The 15,141-nt window shown below is 62.8% G+C and carries 15 protein-coding genes; 7 read left to right on the top strand and 8 right to left on the bottom strand.

The window, feature by feature from the left end; translation table 11 throughout:
- Positions 1-18 precede the first annotated feature (18 nt).
- The 4 genes from BC363_RS25000 (at position 19) to BC363_RS24985 (ending at position 4,076) form a co-directional block, all read left to right on the top strand.
- The gene (locus BC363_RS25000; RefSeq protein ID WP_065785636.1) at positions 19-798 is read left to right on the top strand and encodes an ABC transporter ATP-binding protein; all 780 of its coding nucleotides are present in this window, start codon (positions 19-21) and stop codon (positions 796-798) included.
- A gap of 5 nt (positions 799-803) precedes the next feature.
- A complete protein-coding gene (locus tag BC363_RS24995) occupies positions 804-1,727 on the top strand; it encodes an ABC transporter permease (protein ID WP_065785635.1) in 924 nt (307 codons plus the stop codon).
- A gap of 15 nt (positions 1,728-1,742) precedes the next feature.
- Entirely contained in the window at positions 1,743-2,990 is a 1,248-nt protein-coding gene (gene kynU / locus BC363_RS24990) for a kynureninase (protein ID WP_065785634.1), read from the top strand.
- Positions 2,991-3,107: 117 nt separating this feature from the next.
- Positions 3,108-4,076, top strand: a complete 969-nt coding sequence (locus BC363_RS24985) for a pyridoxal-phosphate dependent enzyme (protein WP_065785633.1) — start codon at positions 3,108-3,110, stop codon at positions 4,074-4,076.
- An 8-nt stretch (positions 4,077-4,084) separates the two neighbouring features.
- Here the strand turns inward: BC363_RS24985 and BC363_RS24980 are convergent, their stop codons facing one another.
- From BC363_RS24980 to BC363_RS24950, 7 genes are all read right to left on the bottom strand, one after another.
- Positions 4,085-4,771 (bottom strand): ABC transporter ATP-binding protein, encoded by a 687-nt coding sequence (locus BC363_RS24980; RefSeq protein ID WP_065785632.1) that lies wholly within the window; start codon positions 4,769-4,771, stop codon positions 4,085-4,087.
- Positions 4,768-5,517, bottom strand: coding sequence for an ABC transporter ATP-binding protein (locus BC363_RS24975; protein WP_065785631.1), 750 nt, complete (start codon positions 5,515-5,517; stop codon positions 4,768-4,770). Before BC363_RS24975 ends, BC363_RS24980 begins: the two co-directional genes overlap by 4 nt.
- Positions 5,510-6,481, bottom strand: coding sequence for a branched-chain amino acid ABC transporter permease (locus BC363_RS24970; RefSeq protein ID WP_065785630.1), 972 nt, complete (start codon positions 6,479-6,481; stop codon positions 5,510-5,512). The genes BC363_RS24975 and BC363_RS24970 overlap by 8 nt, the downstream gene beginning before the upstream one ends.
- 7 nt (positions 6,482-6,488) lie before the next feature.
- Positions 6,489-7,409, bottom strand: a complete 921-nt coding sequence (locus BC363_RS24965) for a branched-chain amino acid ABC transporter permease (RefSeq protein WP_065785629.1) — start codon at positions 7,407-7,409, stop codon at positions 6,489-6,491.
- A gap of 93 nt (positions 7,410-7,502) precedes the next feature.
- A complete protein-coding gene (locus BC363_RS24960; protein ID WP_065785628.1) occupies positions 7,503-8,642 on the bottom strand; it encodes an ABC transporter substrate-binding protein in 1,140 nt (379 codons plus the stop codon).
- A 41-nt stretch (positions 8,643-8,683) separates the two neighbouring features.
- On the bottom strand, positions 8,684-9,520 hold the full coding sequence (kynA, locus tag BC363_RS24955) for a tryptophan 2,3-dioxygenase (RefSeq protein WP_065785627.1): 837 nt from the start codon (positions 9,518-9,520) through the stop codon (positions 8,684-8,686).
- 2 nt (positions 9,521-9,522) lie between these two features.
- A complete protein-coding gene (locus BC363_RS24950; protein ID WP_065785626.1) occupies positions 9,523-11,142 on the bottom strand; it encodes a benzoate-CoA ligase family protein in 1,620 nt (539 codons plus the stop codon).
- A gap of 331 nt (positions 11,143-11,473) precedes the next feature.
- Here BC363_RS24950 and BC363_RS24945 point away from each other — a divergent pair, with 331 nt between their 5' ends.
- The 3 genes from BC363_RS24945 (at position 11,474) to BC363_RS24935 (ending at position 14,794) form a co-directional block, all read left to right on the top strand.
- Positions 11,474-12,307, top strand: coding sequence for an alpha/beta hydrolase (locus tag BC363_RS24945; protein WP_065785625.1), 834 nt, complete (start codon positions 11,474-11,476; stop codon positions 12,305-12,307).
- A 403-nt stretch (positions 12,308-12,710) separates the two neighbouring features.
- Positions 12,711-13,517, top strand: a complete 807-nt coding sequence (locus BC363_RS24940) for an SDR family oxidoreductase (RefSeq protein ID WP_065785624.1) — start codon at positions 12,711-12,713, stop codon at positions 13,515-13,517.
- A gap of 329 nt (positions 13,518-13,846) precedes the next feature.
- Positions 13,847-14,794 (top strand): GlxA family transcriptional regulator, encoded by a 948-nt coding sequence (locus BC363_RS24935; RefSeq protein WP_065785623.1) that lies wholly within the window; start codon positions 13,847-13,849, stop codon positions 14,792-14,794.
- A 224-nt stretch (positions 14,795-15,018) separates the two neighbouring features.
- Here BC363_RS24935 and BC363_RS33825 read toward each other — a convergent pair.
- The coding region (locus BC363_RS33825) for a GMC oxidoreductase (RefSeq protein ID WP_141690426.1) at positions 15,019-15,141 on the bottom strand (123 nt) is incomplete at its 5' end.

Raw genomic sequence — 15,141 nt, 5'->3', positions numbered from 1 at the left:
GAATTGAAGGGGGAGCCAATGCTGGAAATCAGATCGGCCCGCAAGGTATTCTACAAGGGGCAGGCGGACGAAAAGACCGCGCTCGACGGTCTCGAGCTGCGCCTTGCAACGGGCGAATTCGGTGTCGTCATCGGCTCGAACGGTGCCGGCAAGAGCAGTATGCTCAATGCCATCTCGGGCGCGCTCGTGCTCGACACGGGCCAGGTCATCATCAATGGCGACGACGTGACGGCAACGCCCGTCCACAAACGCGCCATGCGGCTTGCGCGTGTGTTCCAGGACCCGATGCGCGGTACTGCCGCCAGCATGACGGTGGCGGAAAACATGTTGCTCGCCGAGCTGCGCAGCAACAAGCGCACCCTGCGGCGCGGACTGAACGCGACGCGGCTCGGCTCCTACAAGGAGCGCCTGTCGCTGCTGGGGCTCGGCCTTGAAAACCGTCTCGACACGCGGGTGGAGCTGTTGTCCGGGGGGCAACGGCAATCGCTGTCGTTGATCATGGCGGTCGGCGGCTCGCCGGAACTGCTGCTGCTCGACGAACACACTGCCGCCCTTGATCCGCGCACCGCTGACATCGTCATGCAGGCGACGATCCGTGCGGTCGAAGCCTTGAAGCTGACGACGCTGATGGTGACGCACAACATGCAGCATGCCGTGGATTACGGCCACAAGGTCATCATGCTCGACGCCGGCCGCGTCCGCCTGGAAATCGATGGCAAGGACAAGGCCCAGACGACGGTGCCGGACCTGATCGGCCATTTCTCCGTCAAAACCGACCGCATGTTCCTGGCGAGCTGACGATCATGGATATTCTTCAAAACACCATCGCGAGCTTCATCTCGCTCGTTCCCGTCACCCTGGCCCAGAGCCTGATCCTCGCCTTCGTCGTGCTCGGGATCATGATCCCGTTTCGCATGCTGAGCTTCCCGGACCTGACCAGCGAAGGTGCGTTCCCGCTTGGCGGCTGCGTCTGCGGCGTGCTGATGGCAGCCGGCATGTCGCCGCTCGCCGCGATTGCCATTGCCCTGCTGGCCGGTTTTGTTGCCGGCTGCTGCACGGCGTTCATCCATCTGCGCTTCCGCATCCATACGCTGCTCGCCGGCATCCTGATGATGACGATGCTCTATTCGATCAATCTGCGCATCATGGGCCGGTCGAACCTCTCGGTCTTTGGTGCGCCGACGGTCTTCGACTGGGCGCCCGGTCTGCAGCCGGGCTTTCCGGCAAGCAAGATCGTCGTCGCCGGCCTGATCGCTCTCGTCGTCTTCTTCCTGCTCTATCATTTCTTCAGGACCGAGAAGGGCACCGCGGTTCGCGCCGTCGGGGCCAATCCTGATATGGCCGAGGCGCAGGGCATCAATGTCTGGCTGGCGACGATCGGCGGCGTTGGGCTCGCCGGTGCCTTTTCGGCAGGAAGCGGCGCGCTGATGGTGCAGTCGCAAGGGTTCGCCGACGTCAACATGGGCCTCGGCATCCTGATCAACGGGCTGGCGGCGCTGATGATCGGCGAGGCGATCGTCGGCAAGCAGAGCGTGTTGCGCCAGCTCGCCGCGCCGTTCGTCGGCGCGATCGTCTACTACCAACTCGTCTCGCTCTGCCTGGCGGCCGGCATGCCGCCGCCGGATCTGAAACTTGCGACCGGCCTGTTCGTTCTGGCCATGCTGGCTCTTCCGAGCCTCAAGCGAAGCCGCGGGCCGGCGCCCGCCCGCGAAACCGTTCGCGAATAACCAAGGACCGTCTTCATGAGTGCTGTTCCCGATTTCGCCGCGATCGAAGCCATGGATGCCGCCGATGGGCTGCGTCCGATGCGCGAGCGCTTCATCCTGCCGTCGAACCTCATCTATCTCGACGGCAATTCGCTCGGCGTCGCTTCGGCCGCTGCCTTCGACGAACTGCGCAAGGCGGCGACGGAGGAATGGGGCCAGGATCTCATCCGCAGCTGGAACACGGCCGGGTGGTTCGACATGCCGCTTGCCCTGGGTGACCGGGTCGGGCGACTGATCGGGGCGGCCGCTGGCCAGACCGTCGTCTGCGATACCACGTCGATCAATATCTACAAGGCTCTCCACGCCGCCATGGCGCTGAGGCCGGAGCGGTTGGTCATCGTCAGTGAAGGCAGCAGCTTCCCGACCGACATCTACATGGCCGAGGGCGTGGTTTCGACGCGACCCGGCGCCTCGCTGCGTCTCGAAGGGATCGATGCGCCAGATATCGAGGATCTGATCAACGGCGATGTTGCCGTGGTGCTGGTGAACCATGTCAACTACAAGTCCGGCGAACTGCGCGACATGGCGGCGCTGACGCGCAAGGCGCACGAGCACGGCGCGCTGGTCATCTGGGATCTCTGCCATACGGCCGGTGCGCTCCCGGTCGATCTCGACAGCGCGAACGTCGACTTCGCCGTCGGCTGTACCTATAAGTACCTGAACGGCGGGCCTGGGGCGCCCGCCTTCATCTATGCGGCGAGGCATCACCACGGCGATATTCGCCAGCCACTCAGCGGCTGGTGGGGCCATGCACGCCCCTTCGCCTTCGAAAAGCACTATGCCGCCGGGGAGGGCATTCGCCGCTTCCTCTGCGGAACGCAGCCGATCCTGTCGCTTCGCGCGTTGAACGGCGCGCTCGACGTCTGGGACGAGGTCGACATGGTCCAACTGCGCGAGAAGAGCATCCGGCTCACGGACCTCTTCATCGCGCTCGTCGAGGCGAAATGCGGCGCCTACGGCCTTAAGCTCGAGAGCCCGCGTGACGGCGCAAAGCGCGGAAGCCAGGTCTCGTTCAGCCATCCGAACAGCTACGAGATCATGCAGGCGCTCATTGCCCGCGGCGTCATCGGCGATTTCCGTGCCCCGTCGACGATGCGGTTCGGCTTCACGCCGCTCTATGTCAGCTACGCCGACGTCTGGCAGGCGGTCGAAATCCTCGAAGAGATCCTGCGGACTGACGCGTGGCGGGATGCACGCTTTGCCGTTCGGTCCGCCGTAACCTGATCTCGCCGTATGTTTTCGCAGGCTGCGGGTGGTTCGTCGCCCGCAGTTTCTCCGCAGTTCATAGGTTCCAGTCCGCGTGTCTGAACGCGGGAGAGCCGCAAACGGGGGAGTTTCACAATGATTGCATCACGCCGCCCGACTCTGGACGAGATCGCCCAGGCTCGCACGCGCATCGCCCCCTATTGCGCGCGCACGCCGCTGGTCAGGCTCGATCTCGGGCTTGCGGACCGGCAAATCTATCTGAAATTGGAGACCCTTTCTCCGATCGGCGCCTTCAAGCTTCGCCCTGCGGTGAACGCCGTGTTGTCGCGCGATGTTGCTGACCTGCGTGACGGCGTGGCAGTCACCAGTTCCGGCAACATGGCCTATGGCATGGCCTGGGTCGCGCGCCTCATCGGCGTGCCCATGGTTGCCTACATGTATCGCGGAGCGCCGCAGACCAAGATCGACGGCGTGCGCGAGCTTGGTGGCGAGGTGCGCTTCGTGAGTGCAGAGGCCTGGTGGGATTACATTACCGGCGCGGACCTGCCGAATGCGCTGGAATTACTCATCAACCCGGTGACCGATCAGGCGGTGCTCGCCGGCAACGGCTCCATTGGCATGGAAATTGTCGAGGATCTGCCCGACGTCGATGTGGTGCTGACCCCCTATGGCGGCGGCAGCATGACCACCGGGGTCGCAAGCGCCGTCAAGGCCGGCTCCCGGTCGACGCGCTTCTTTGCGGTCGAAGATGAGAGCGCCGCTCCGGTCTGTGCTGCACTTGAAGCGGGGCGGATCGTGACGGTGGAAACCCGCCCGTCGTTCATCAAGAGCATCGGCGCGCCGTCCTTGGTCCCGCAGCTTTGGCCGGTCGCACGGGACCTGATCGACGGTGCGATTGCCGTCAGCCCCGCCCAAGTGACCGATGCGATGCGGCTACTGTTTCGGAAGGCCAAGATCGTCGCCGAGGGGGCAGGGGCCGCCTCCCTTGCCGCCGCGATCTCGCGACCGGATCTGACGGGAAATATCGTCTGCGTGATCTCCGGCGGCAATATCGACGCTGCGGCCTATTCCGTCGTATTGGGCGGTGGCATTCCGGCCGCCTGAGCAAAAGCTCAGACGCCGAGATAGCGGTCCTGGACCGCCGGCGTCAGCGCTGTCGGTGCCCCCTCGAACACCGTCGCGCCCTTCTCCAGGACGAAGCAGCGATCGGCCACGGGCAGCAATTCGGAAAGCGTCTTGTCGACGACGAGGATCGACTGGCCGGCTGCCTTGAGCGTCCGGATCGCCGACCAGATGTCCTGCCGGATCACCGGCGCCAGCCCCTCGGTTGCTTCGTCGAGAATGAGCAGGCTGGGGTTGGTCATCAGCGCCCGGCCGATGGCAAGCATCTGCTGCTCGCCGCCCGAAAGCGTGTTTGCGTATTGATCGCGCCGCTCGCCGAGGCGGGGAAAGAGCGCGACCACCTTCTCGAATGTCCATTCGCTGCCGCGGGCAGTGGCAACGAGGTTCTCCATGACGGTGAGATTGGGAAAGCAGCGCCGTCCCTCGGGCACGAGGCCGAGACCGAGCCTGGCGATGCGATGCGGCCGCATGCCTGAGATCGCCTTGCCCGCAAAGCTGATCGCGCCGGCGCGTGGGCGCACGAGGCCCAGGATCGAGTTGATCGTCGTCGTCTTGCCCATGCCGTTGCGGCCCATGAGGGCTACCACTTCTCCCTCTCGCACATCGAGATTGACGCCGAAGAGCGCCTGGGAGGCGCCGTAGAATGTCTCCAGGCCTTTCAGTTCGAGGAGCGTCACGCGGCTTCTCCCAGATAGGCGCGGCGAACTTCCGGGTCGCCGCGGATTTCGTCGACCGTGCCTGTGGCGATGATGCGGCCATAGACGAGCACGGATATCCGGTCCGCGAGCGCAAAGACCGCGTCCATGTCGTGTTCCACCAGCAGCATCGGCGCTTCGTGGCGCAAGCCGTCGAGGAATGACGTCAGCCGCTTCGAGCCCTCCGGCCCCATGCCGGCCATCGGTTCGTCGAAGAGAAAGGCCTTCGGCGAAAGCGCCAGCGCGATGGCGATTTCGAGCTGGCGACGCTCGCCGTGGGAGAGTTCCGCCGCCGGCACATGAGCGCGTGCGGCGAGGTCGACGCGCTCCAGCATCGCCATGGCCGGTTCGGTCAGGTCCTTGTCGTCCGTCACCTGGCGTAAGAAGCGGAAGCTGCTGCCTTGCCGCGCCTGCACCGCCAGCATGACGTTGCGCAGCGCGGAAAACTCCTGTGCAAGCGAGGAAATCTGAAAGCTGCGCGCGAGACCGAGCCGGGCGCGAGCGGCCATGTCGAGCCCGCCTATGTCCTGGCCGAGAAAGCGGATCGTGCCGCTGTCGGCCCTGAGCGAACCGGCGATCTGATGGATGAGCGTGCTCTTCCCCGCACCGTTGGGTCCGATCAGCGCGTGGATCTGCCCCGGGTGAAGCTCAAGGCTGACCCCGTCGGTCGCCTTGAGCGCGCCGAATGATTTTCTGAGATCGCGGATTTCAAGAACTGGCTCAGACATGCCGCGGCTTTCCCGAGAGCAGACCCAGCAACCCGCCGCGCGCAAAGAGCACGATGCCGAGCAGGATGAGGCCTAGGAAGAATTGCCAGCGCTCGGTGATGCCGCCGAGCACATACTCGAAGAGGACGAAGATCATCGCGCCGGCGACAGGGCCGAACAACCGCCCCTTGCCGCCGAGGATGATCAGGACGATCAGTTCGCCCGACATGTGCCAGGACATCATCGAGGGGCCGACGAAGCGATTGAGGTCGGCATAGAGCGCGCCGGCGAGCCCGGTGATCATGGCGGAGACGGCAAAGGCGACGAGCCGGATGTTGAAGGGTTCGATGCCGACCGCCGCTAGGCGCGTGCCGTTCTGTCTCGCCGCCTGCAGGGCGCTGCCGAAGCGCGACCCCTCGACCACGCGGAACAACAGAAGTGCGGCGATGAGCGCGGCATAGCAGATCAGGAAATAGGGCAAGGGCTTGGCGGTGTTGACGCCGGGAAAGGCGTTGCGCACCGACAGGGACAGGCCGTCCTCGCCGCCGTAGGCCGGCCAGGAAATCGCGAAATAGTAGATCATCTGCGCGAAGGCGAGCGTGATCATGATGAAATAGACGCCTGATGTGCGCAGGCTGATGGCACCGATCGGCAGGGCGACGAGGCCTGCGACGACTACCGCCGTGATCCAGATGAGCGGCATCGACGTCGTTGCCGGAATGCCGGCGATGAGCGGTTCGGCATTGAAGGCGTGGGTTGCGAGGATGCCGGCGACATAGCCGCCGAGGCCGAAGAAGGCCGCGTGTCCGAAGGAAAGCAGTCCGCCGAGCCCGAGCGCGAGGTTGAGGCCGACGGCGGCAAGCGCTAGGACGACGACGCGGGTCGCGAGCGTCACGTAGAAGGGTTCGCCCATGCCGGCGGCCAGAAGCGGTGCACCGAGGAGCAGCAGGGCAAACAGCAGATTGATTGTGGTTTCGCGGCTCATCGGGACCTCACGACTGTGCCGAAAACAGGCCGCTCGGCCTGAAGGCGAGGATGAGCGCCATGACGACATAGATCAGCATCGAGGCCAGCGCCGCGCCGATCGTGGTCGCCTGCGACGCGGGCATGGCGAGCGCGAGCATCGAGGGAAGCAGGAAGCGGCCCATCGTGTCGACCACGCCGACGATCACGGCCCCGACGAGGGCGCCCTTGATCGAGCCGATGCCGCCGATGACGATGACGACGAAAGCGAGGATGAGGACCGGTTCGCCCATTCCGACCTGCACCGACTGGAGCGCGCCGACCAGTGCGCCGGCAAGGCCTGCAAGTGCTGCGCCGAGTGCAAAGACGACCGTATAGAGGGTGCCGATGTCGACACCGAGCGCACCGATCATCTCGCGGTCGGATTCGCCAGCGCGAATGCGCATGCCGAGCCGGGTCCCGGAGATCAGCAGATAGAGGCCGACGGCCACGGCGATGCCGACGCCGATGATCGCCAGGCGATAGAGCTGATACTGGCCGCCGCCGGGCAGGGGAACCGCTCCCTGAAGCAAGGGCGGAATGTCGAGATAGAGCGGGAACGAACCGAAGAGCCAGCGCGCGCCTTCGGACAGGATCAGGATCAGTGCAAAGGTGGCGAGCACCTGATCGAGATGATCACGGTCGTAGAGCCTGCGGATGACGGCGACCTCTATGATCGCCCCGACACCGGCGGCGGCCGCGAGACTGGCAATCAGGCCGATCCAGAAGGAGCCGGTCGCGGCTGCGACCGTGGCGCAGGCGAAGGCGCCGATCATATAGAGCGAGCCATGGGCAAGGTTGATCAGGCCCATGACGCCGAAAATCAGGGTCAGGCCGGCGGCCATCAAAAACAGCATCACACCGAGTTGAAGCCCGTTGAGCAGTTGTTCGATCAGGAGTGCGGTGAACAAGGGACCGGTCCAAGCTTCATATCAGGAGGACATGGATCATCGACCGGATGCCGGCGTTGCAGCCGAACACCCGGTGACAACGTGTGCGAAACGTTACATCCCGCACTTCTCGGCGTAGGCGTCCTTGTGATCTTCGAAGGCGGTTGCGATGATCCGGTTGGTCAGGACGCCATCGTCTTCCTTTACCACCTCGCGGACATAGATGTTCTGGATCGGGTGGTTGTTGTTGTTGAAGGCGAACTCACCGCGGACAGACTTGAAATCCGCTGCCTTGAGAGCCGTACGGAAGGCGTCCTTGTCCTTGACGCTCGCCTTCGAAAGCGCGGCGAGGATCAGGTTTGCCGTATCCCAGCTTTGCGCCGCGTAGATCGAGGGCAGGCGCTTGTACTCGGCCTTGAAGGCTTCGACGAACTTCTTGTTGGCCTCGTTGTCGAGATCCTTGGACCAGGTCGCGGAGTTCTTGACGCCGAGCGCTGCGTCGCCGATCGCCGGCAGAGCGTCCTGGCTGAAGGAGAAACCGGGACCCATGACCGGGATGCCGACGCCCGATTGGGCATATTGCTTCATGAAGGCGATGCCCATGCCGCCGGGAAGGAAGAAATAGACCGAGTCGGCGCCCGAAGCGCGGATCTGGGCGATCTCGGCAGCATAGTCCGTCTGGCCGACCTGCGTGTAGATCTCGCCGGCAAGGTCGCCCTTGTAATACCGCTTGAAGCCGGTCAACGCATCCTTCCCGGCCGGATAGTTGGGCGCCAGGACGAAGGCGTTCTTGTAGTCCTTGTTGGCGTACTGCCCCATCGCCTCATGGAAATTGTCGTTCTGATAGGCGACGTTGAAATAGTTCGGGTTGCAGTTCGCACCGGCAAGCGCCGAGGGACCGGCATTGGGCGAGAGATAGATCACATCCTGCGCGACCGTGTTCGGCACGACGGCCATGGCGAGGTTCGACCAGATGATCCCGGTCATGAGGTCGACCTTGTCGCCCTGGATCATCTTCTCGGCGATCTGCACCGCAAGTTCCGGCTTCTGGGCATCGTCCTCGATCACCAGTTCCACGTCCTTGTTGCCCGATTGCTTGATCGCAAGCGTGAATGCGTCGCGCATGTCGATGCCAAGACCGGCGCCGCCGCCCGAAAGCGTGGTGATGACACCGATCTTCACCGGCTCGGCGTGGGCAAGGCTCGACGTTGCAAGCGAGAGGCCAAGAAGGCTCGCTGCCAGAATGCGGATCATGCTGTTCTCCTCTTATGGGTTCCCTTTTAAATTGCGTTCTATCAGAGACCTGTACGCACATGCCAGAGCTCGGGGAAGAGTTCCACTTCAAGCATCTTCTTGAGATAGGACGCGCCGGATGTTCCTCCGGTTCCGCGCTTCATGCCGATGATGCGTTCGACGGTCGTGACGTGGTTGAAGCGCCATCGGCGGAAGTAATCCTCGAAGTCGACCAATTTCTCGGCAAGCTCATAGAGCATCCAATAGCGCTCCGGATCACGATAGACGGTCTGCCAGGCGGTGAAGACCTTGTCGCTTTCCTTGCGCGTTTCGCGCCAATCGGCCTTGTCGGCTTCCTCACCGACATCGAACCCGTTGCGCGCAAGAAGCCGGATCGCTTCGTCGTAGAGCGATGGCGCGGCCAGGATAGCCTCCAGCTTTTCCATGATGTCGGGGCGATGCGCGTGCGGTCCGAGCATGGCGACGTTGCGATTGCCGGCGAGGAATTCGATCGCCCGGTACTGCCACGACTGGAAGCCGGAGGATTGACCAAGCGACTCGCGGAACTGCGTGTATTCGCTCGGCGTCATCGTGCGGAGAACGTCCCAGGCGCTGTTCAATTGCTCGAAGATGCGCGCGACCCGCGTCAGCATCTTGAAGGCCGGTTCGAGCCGATCCTCGCGGACCGATCGCACCGCGGCGTTGATCTCGTGCAGAGCGAGCTTCATCCAAAGCTCAGAGGTCTGATGCTGAATGATGAACAGCATCTCGTCATGGGCATTCGAGAGCGGCTCCTGTGCGTCGAGCACTTTCTCCAGCATGAGATAGTCGCTGTAGGACATGCGTCCCTTGAACGACATCTGGGCGCCTTCCTTCGAAGGATCGTATGAGCTGCTCATCTTTAGTTCTCCGACCGCAATCGGAACCGCTGGATCTTGCCTGTTGCCGTTTTCGGCAGGCTGTCCAGGAACTTTACCGAACGCGGATATTTGTAGGGCGCGATCGTCGCCTTCACGTGGTCCTGCAAGCGCTTGACCGTCGCGTCGTCTGCCGACACGCCCGATGTCAGCACGACATAGGCCTCGACAATCTGGCCGCGCTCGGCGTCGGGTGCGCCGACCACGGCGCACTCCGCGACCTCAGGGTGCGAGATCAAGGCCGCCTCGACCTCGGGGCCGGCAATATTGTAGCCGGCGGTGATGATCATGTCGTCCGATCGTGCAGCGAAGTGGAAAAAGCCGTCCTCGTCCTGGTAGAAGGCATCGCCAGTCAGGTTCCAGCCGTTGCGGACATAGTCGCGCTGGCGGGCATCGGCCATGTAGCGGCAGCCAGTCGGACCGCGCACCGCAAGCCTGCCGATCGTGCCGCGGGGAACTTCGCGCATCTCGTCGTCGACGATCCTCGCCTCGTAGCCACCGACGGGCTTTCCGGTCGAGGCGGCCTTGCGGTCCTCGAAGCGGTTGGAAATGAAGATGTGCAGCATCTCGGTCGCGCCGATCCCGTCGAGGATCGGCTTCCCGGTTTTGTGCGTCCACTGCTCGAAGACCGGACCCGGCAGCGTTTCGCCCGCCGAGATCGCCACCCGCAGGGATGAAAGGTCCGCACCGTTGTCCATCGCCTTCATCATTGCCCGATAGGCAGTCGGAGCGGTGAACGAGATCGTTGCTCTGTAGGTCTCGATGATCTCCACCATGTTTGCAGGCGTCGCATGCTCGAGGAGCGTTGCCGCCGCCCCGAAGCGCAAGGGGAAGATCGCAAGGCCGCCGAGACCAAAGGTAAAGGCAAGCGGCGGCGAGCCGACGAAGATATCGTCGGGTGTGACCCCCAGGACTTCTCTGGCATAGCCGTCTGCGATCATCATCAGATCGCGATGGAAGTGCATGGTCGCCTTCGGGATCCCGGTCGTGCCCGAGGTGAAGCCGAGAAGCGCCACGTCGTCCCGTCCCGTTCGCACCGCCTCGAAGACGACCGACTTGTCGAGTGCGATCCGGTCGAGCTCGGCGTCATGGTTCGCTGTCCCGTCGAAACTGACGACCTGTTTCAGGTAACGGCTACCCTTTGCGCAGGCGGTCATCTCGTCCATCAGACGCGTGTCGCAGAGCGCCAGGCTGATCTCGGCCTTGTCGATGATCTTGGTCATCTCTCCGGCTCTGAGCATCGGCATGGTGTTGACGACGACGGCTCCGGCCTTGGTGGCCGCCAGCCAACAGGCGACCATGGCGGGGTTGTTGGCGGAGCGGATGAGCACGCGGTTGCCGGGCCTCACGCCGTAATTCTCGACAAGCGCATGGGCTAGCCGGTTCGTCCAGTCGGACAGTTCCTTGTAGGTTCGGCGGCGACCGTTGCCGATCAGGGCGGTGTGGTCGCCAAAACCCTTGGCGACCATGGCGTCCGTCAGTTCGACGGCGGCGTTGAGATGGTCCGGATAGTCGAAGCCTTCTAGAAGGAAGTCCGGCCATTCTTCCGGCGGCGGCAGATGGTCACGGGTGAACGTATCGACGTGCGAAGTCGGTCCAAGCATGTGGCGGCTGTTCCCTTGTTCAGTTCCTGCCTGTTGCTCAGGCATTTTCAAAGCCGGCTGAAAGTCTTGCGGTCGTGCGGATCCCTGCCGGTCAGGTCGGGCACGGGTGTTCCTGCCGCACCGGTACCGACAGCGTGCGTCGTCGCGAGGGCGACTCCAATGATTGTGATTGGCACAGCGAGACCTCCACTTCTCGGCTGAACATGGGGCAGCATCGCACCGGTCAAAAATTATTTCAAGCCTAAAGTTTTTTTTCGGACGACGCATTGCGTTTCCCGGTGGGGCGGGCGATTGCTATGCCTGAGGAGACATCAGAGGGAGAATTGCATCGATGCTGGAACACCGCGTTTCCGACTGGAACGACGCTTATGCCAACGGCTCGAACATCGCGCGCGGCGACCGCTGGCCGGAGGCGTGGGTCAAGCCCGCCGAAGCATTCCGCAACGCCCTCTCGGCAGCCGGGCGCGCGAAACTCGACCTTGCCTATGGCGAGCGCCCGAGAAACCGCATGGACCTCTTTCTCCCTCAAGGTTCGGCCAAGGGTCTGGTCGTCTTCGTACACGGCGGATTCTGGCTGCAGCTCGACAAGAGCTTCTGGTCCGATCTGGCTGCCGGTGCGGTCGATAGCGGTTACGCCGTCGCCATGCCTTCCTACACGCTTTGCCCCGAAATTCGCATCGCAGGCATTGTCGAAGAAGTCGCGACAGCAATCACCGAGGCGGCGAAGCTGGTCGATGGGCCGCTGATGCTGACCGGCCATTCGGCAGGCGGCCATCTCGTCAGCCGAATGATCACGGCGACCTCGCCGCTTTCGCCTGATGTGCAGGCGCGCATCCGCAACGTCGTCTCGATCTCGGGCGTGCATGACCTGCGCCCTATCATGTCGACCGCAATGAACGAGAGACTTGCGATCGATGAAGCCGAGGCGCTGTCGGAGAGCCCGGCGCTGCTGAGGCCGATGCGAAATGCCCGCATCACCTGCTGGGCTGGCGGCGGCGAGCGCGCGGAATTCCTGCGCCAGAATGCACTGCTTGCCAATATCTGGACGGGACTGGGCGCGACAACGGCTGCGGTCATCGAACCGGATAGGCACCACTTTAGCGTCATTGATGGCCTTGTTGACGCCGGACATCCGCTGACGCGGACCCTGTTGTCAGGCTCGTGAACGATCTCCTGTCCGGGCAGGTGATCCGGCAATGTCAGGCTTCGCAGCCGCGGATTTGACTTGCAAGTCTGCCTTCAAGCAACGTGCGACGCCGGAGATCAGCGGCGCGATCACGACGATTGCGGCCAGACGCCATGGCGCAATGCCAATTCACTGTGAGTTCACGGCGAATTGCGACTTTGCGTGTGACGCAACCGCATAATTCCTTAAATCGGAATCGATTTAAGGACAAAATTATGCAGCAACTCAAAATGTTACAGCGACCTTTGCGCGTCTAAATAGACGCGCGGCGCTGTAGCGCCATCGCGCGCCGGTTGTGTCCGAAATCGCTGGATATATGACATTTGAGACATTGACCTTTCGACCTACTATGGGCTCCAGATGCAACGGAACGGAGTTTGCAATGACCCACAATTCGAAAGGTACCGCGCTGATCACCGGCGCATCCTCAGGCATTGGTGCGATCTATGCCGATCGCCTGGCGCACAGGGGCTATGATCTCATCCTCGTGGCGCGCAATCGGGCGCGCCTCGACGAATTGGCCAAGCGCCTGACCGACGAGACCGGCCGCGCTGTCGAAGTCGTCGCGGCGGACCTCGCAGACAAGGCGGATCTCCGGCTCGTGGAGAAACTGCTGCAGACCGACGCCAGCATCACCATATTGGTCAACAATGCGGGCATCGGCGCGACTGCCCCATTGCTGGCGTCCGATGTCGATAAGATGGAAGAGATGATCACGCTGAACGTCAACGCGCTGACGCGATTGACCTATGCAGCGGTTCCCGGCTTCGTAGCGCGTCGCACCGGCACGATCATCAACATCGCCTCTATCGTCGGTCTCGCACCAGAGGTACTGAACGGCGTGTACGGCGGGACCAAGGCCTTCGTCCTGGCCTTCACCTTGTCGCTCCACAAAGAACTAGCCGACAAGAACATCCGCATCCAGGCAGTGCTCCCGGGTGCGACGGCGACCGATTTCTGGGGTATTGCCGGTACGCCCCTCGAGCATGTGCCGAGCGAGATCGTGATGCCCGCCAAGGAAATGGTCAATGCCGCGCTGGTCGGCCTCGATCTGGGCGAGTTGGTCACTATTCCCTCGCTGCCGGACGCAGGCGATTGGGCGGCCTATGAAGCAGCGCGCCAGAAACTCATGCCGAACCTTTCCCTGAGCGTGCCCGCGGCCCGATATCGCGCCGGGCCAAGCGAATAAAGCGGCGGCGGACCAGGAACAACGATGCGGCGTGTGTTCCCCGTGAGGCGCGCCGCTTCCCGAAGAGGAGGAACCGGCCCGACCTTCTCAAGCGCATCATCGCAGCCCATGGAGGGCTTCGATCTGGGTAACGTCCACGTTGCATGAGAATGCGGAATTGGCCGGATCGTCAGTGAATTTCGTTTGGGTGGTCAGGGTCCTGTTGATGGGGGTCGGCATCATCCGTCCCCTGTGTCAGCCCGTGACCGGAGTGATCGAATTCCATATGCTGTGGGTATTTGTCTTGGCGCGAATGTGGTACATACAGCAATTCGGGACGGGATGTCGCCATGCACAAGATCGGTTTCGTCATATTTCCAAAATTCCAGCTCATGGGCTTCGCGGCGGTAACAGCCTTCGAGATGGCCAACCTCGAGTTCGAGGAACCTGTCTACGGTATCGAACTGCTCTCGGAGACCGGTGGCGAGATCAAGTCATCGGCTGGTTTCGGTGTCATCACCAAAGCCTTTGACGACACCGCCTATGACACGGTGATGTTTGGCGCAGGTTCGACCATTGAGCCGATGACGCCGGGACTGCTCGAATTCGCGCGTCGGTCGCTGCAATCCTCGCGGCGCGTTGCCGCGCCCTGTACCGGCGCCTTCGTTCTGGCGGAATCGGGTTTGCTGGATGGACGTCGTGCGACGACGCATTGGGCCTTTGCGCGCCAACTCCAGGAGCATTTCCCTGGCGTAAGGGTCGAGGAGGATCGCATCTTCATCGTCGACGGCAACGTTTGGACGTCTGCCGGAATGACCGCGAGCATCGACCTGGCCCTGGCGATGATCGAGAAGGACCATGGTCAGGACGTCGCCCGCTCCGTCGCGCGCAAGTTGGTGGTCTATCATCGGCGTGCCGGCGGGCAATCGCAGTTTTCCGCATTGCTCGAGCTGGAGCCCAAGTCAGACCGGATTCAGAGATCGATCGAATACGCCAAGGCCAATCTGCGTAGCCTGTTGTCAGTGGAAGAGTTGGCGGATGCGGCAGGGCTGAGTGCGCGTCAGTTCAGCAGAGCCTTCCGAGGCGAGACGGGACAGTCACCGGCCAAGGCCGTGGAGCATCTTCGCGTCGAGGCGGCACGGATGATGATGGAGCAAGGTCGCCACTCCATGGATGTGATCGCAGAGGAAACCGGCTTTGCCGATCGTGATCGCATGCGTCGCGCTTTTCTTCGCACGCTCGGACAGCCACCCCAGACCATTCGGCGAAATGCCCGTGAAAGCGTGTCTCCGCCATGAATGGCCGGGCCGTCAGCGGGGGACGACATTGCTCAGCGGAGCACGAGGTGCCGGCGTAGCGGAGAAAATTGAACGCCCCTGTCCATGGTGCACGAAGCCGCCGCCATCAACAGGACGGCGCGGTCTCGGACTTCAGGCGAAACCTTGCTCCTCGTCTTGCTCATATCGGCTCCACTTTCTCATGACTTGGAGCCTCCGCCAAACCCGCTGCGGTTCAATATCACCTACGCTGCGTCCCGCAGAATGAGATCGGCGCCCTTTTCGGCGACCATCATGGTGGGTGCGTTGATGTTGCCGGCCGTGATGTTCGGGAAGATGGACGCGTCGACGATGCGCAGGCCTTCGAT

It is taken from the genome of Ensifer sp. LC384 (assembly GCF_001695865.1).
In the GTDB taxonomy this organism is placed as follows: domain Bacteria; phylum Pseudomonadota; class Alphaproteobacteria; order Rhizobiales; family Rhizobiaceae; genus Ensifer.
The sequence above is the reverse complement of the archived record's forward strand: the minus strand, read 5'-3'. Positions and strand labels throughout refer to the sequence as shown.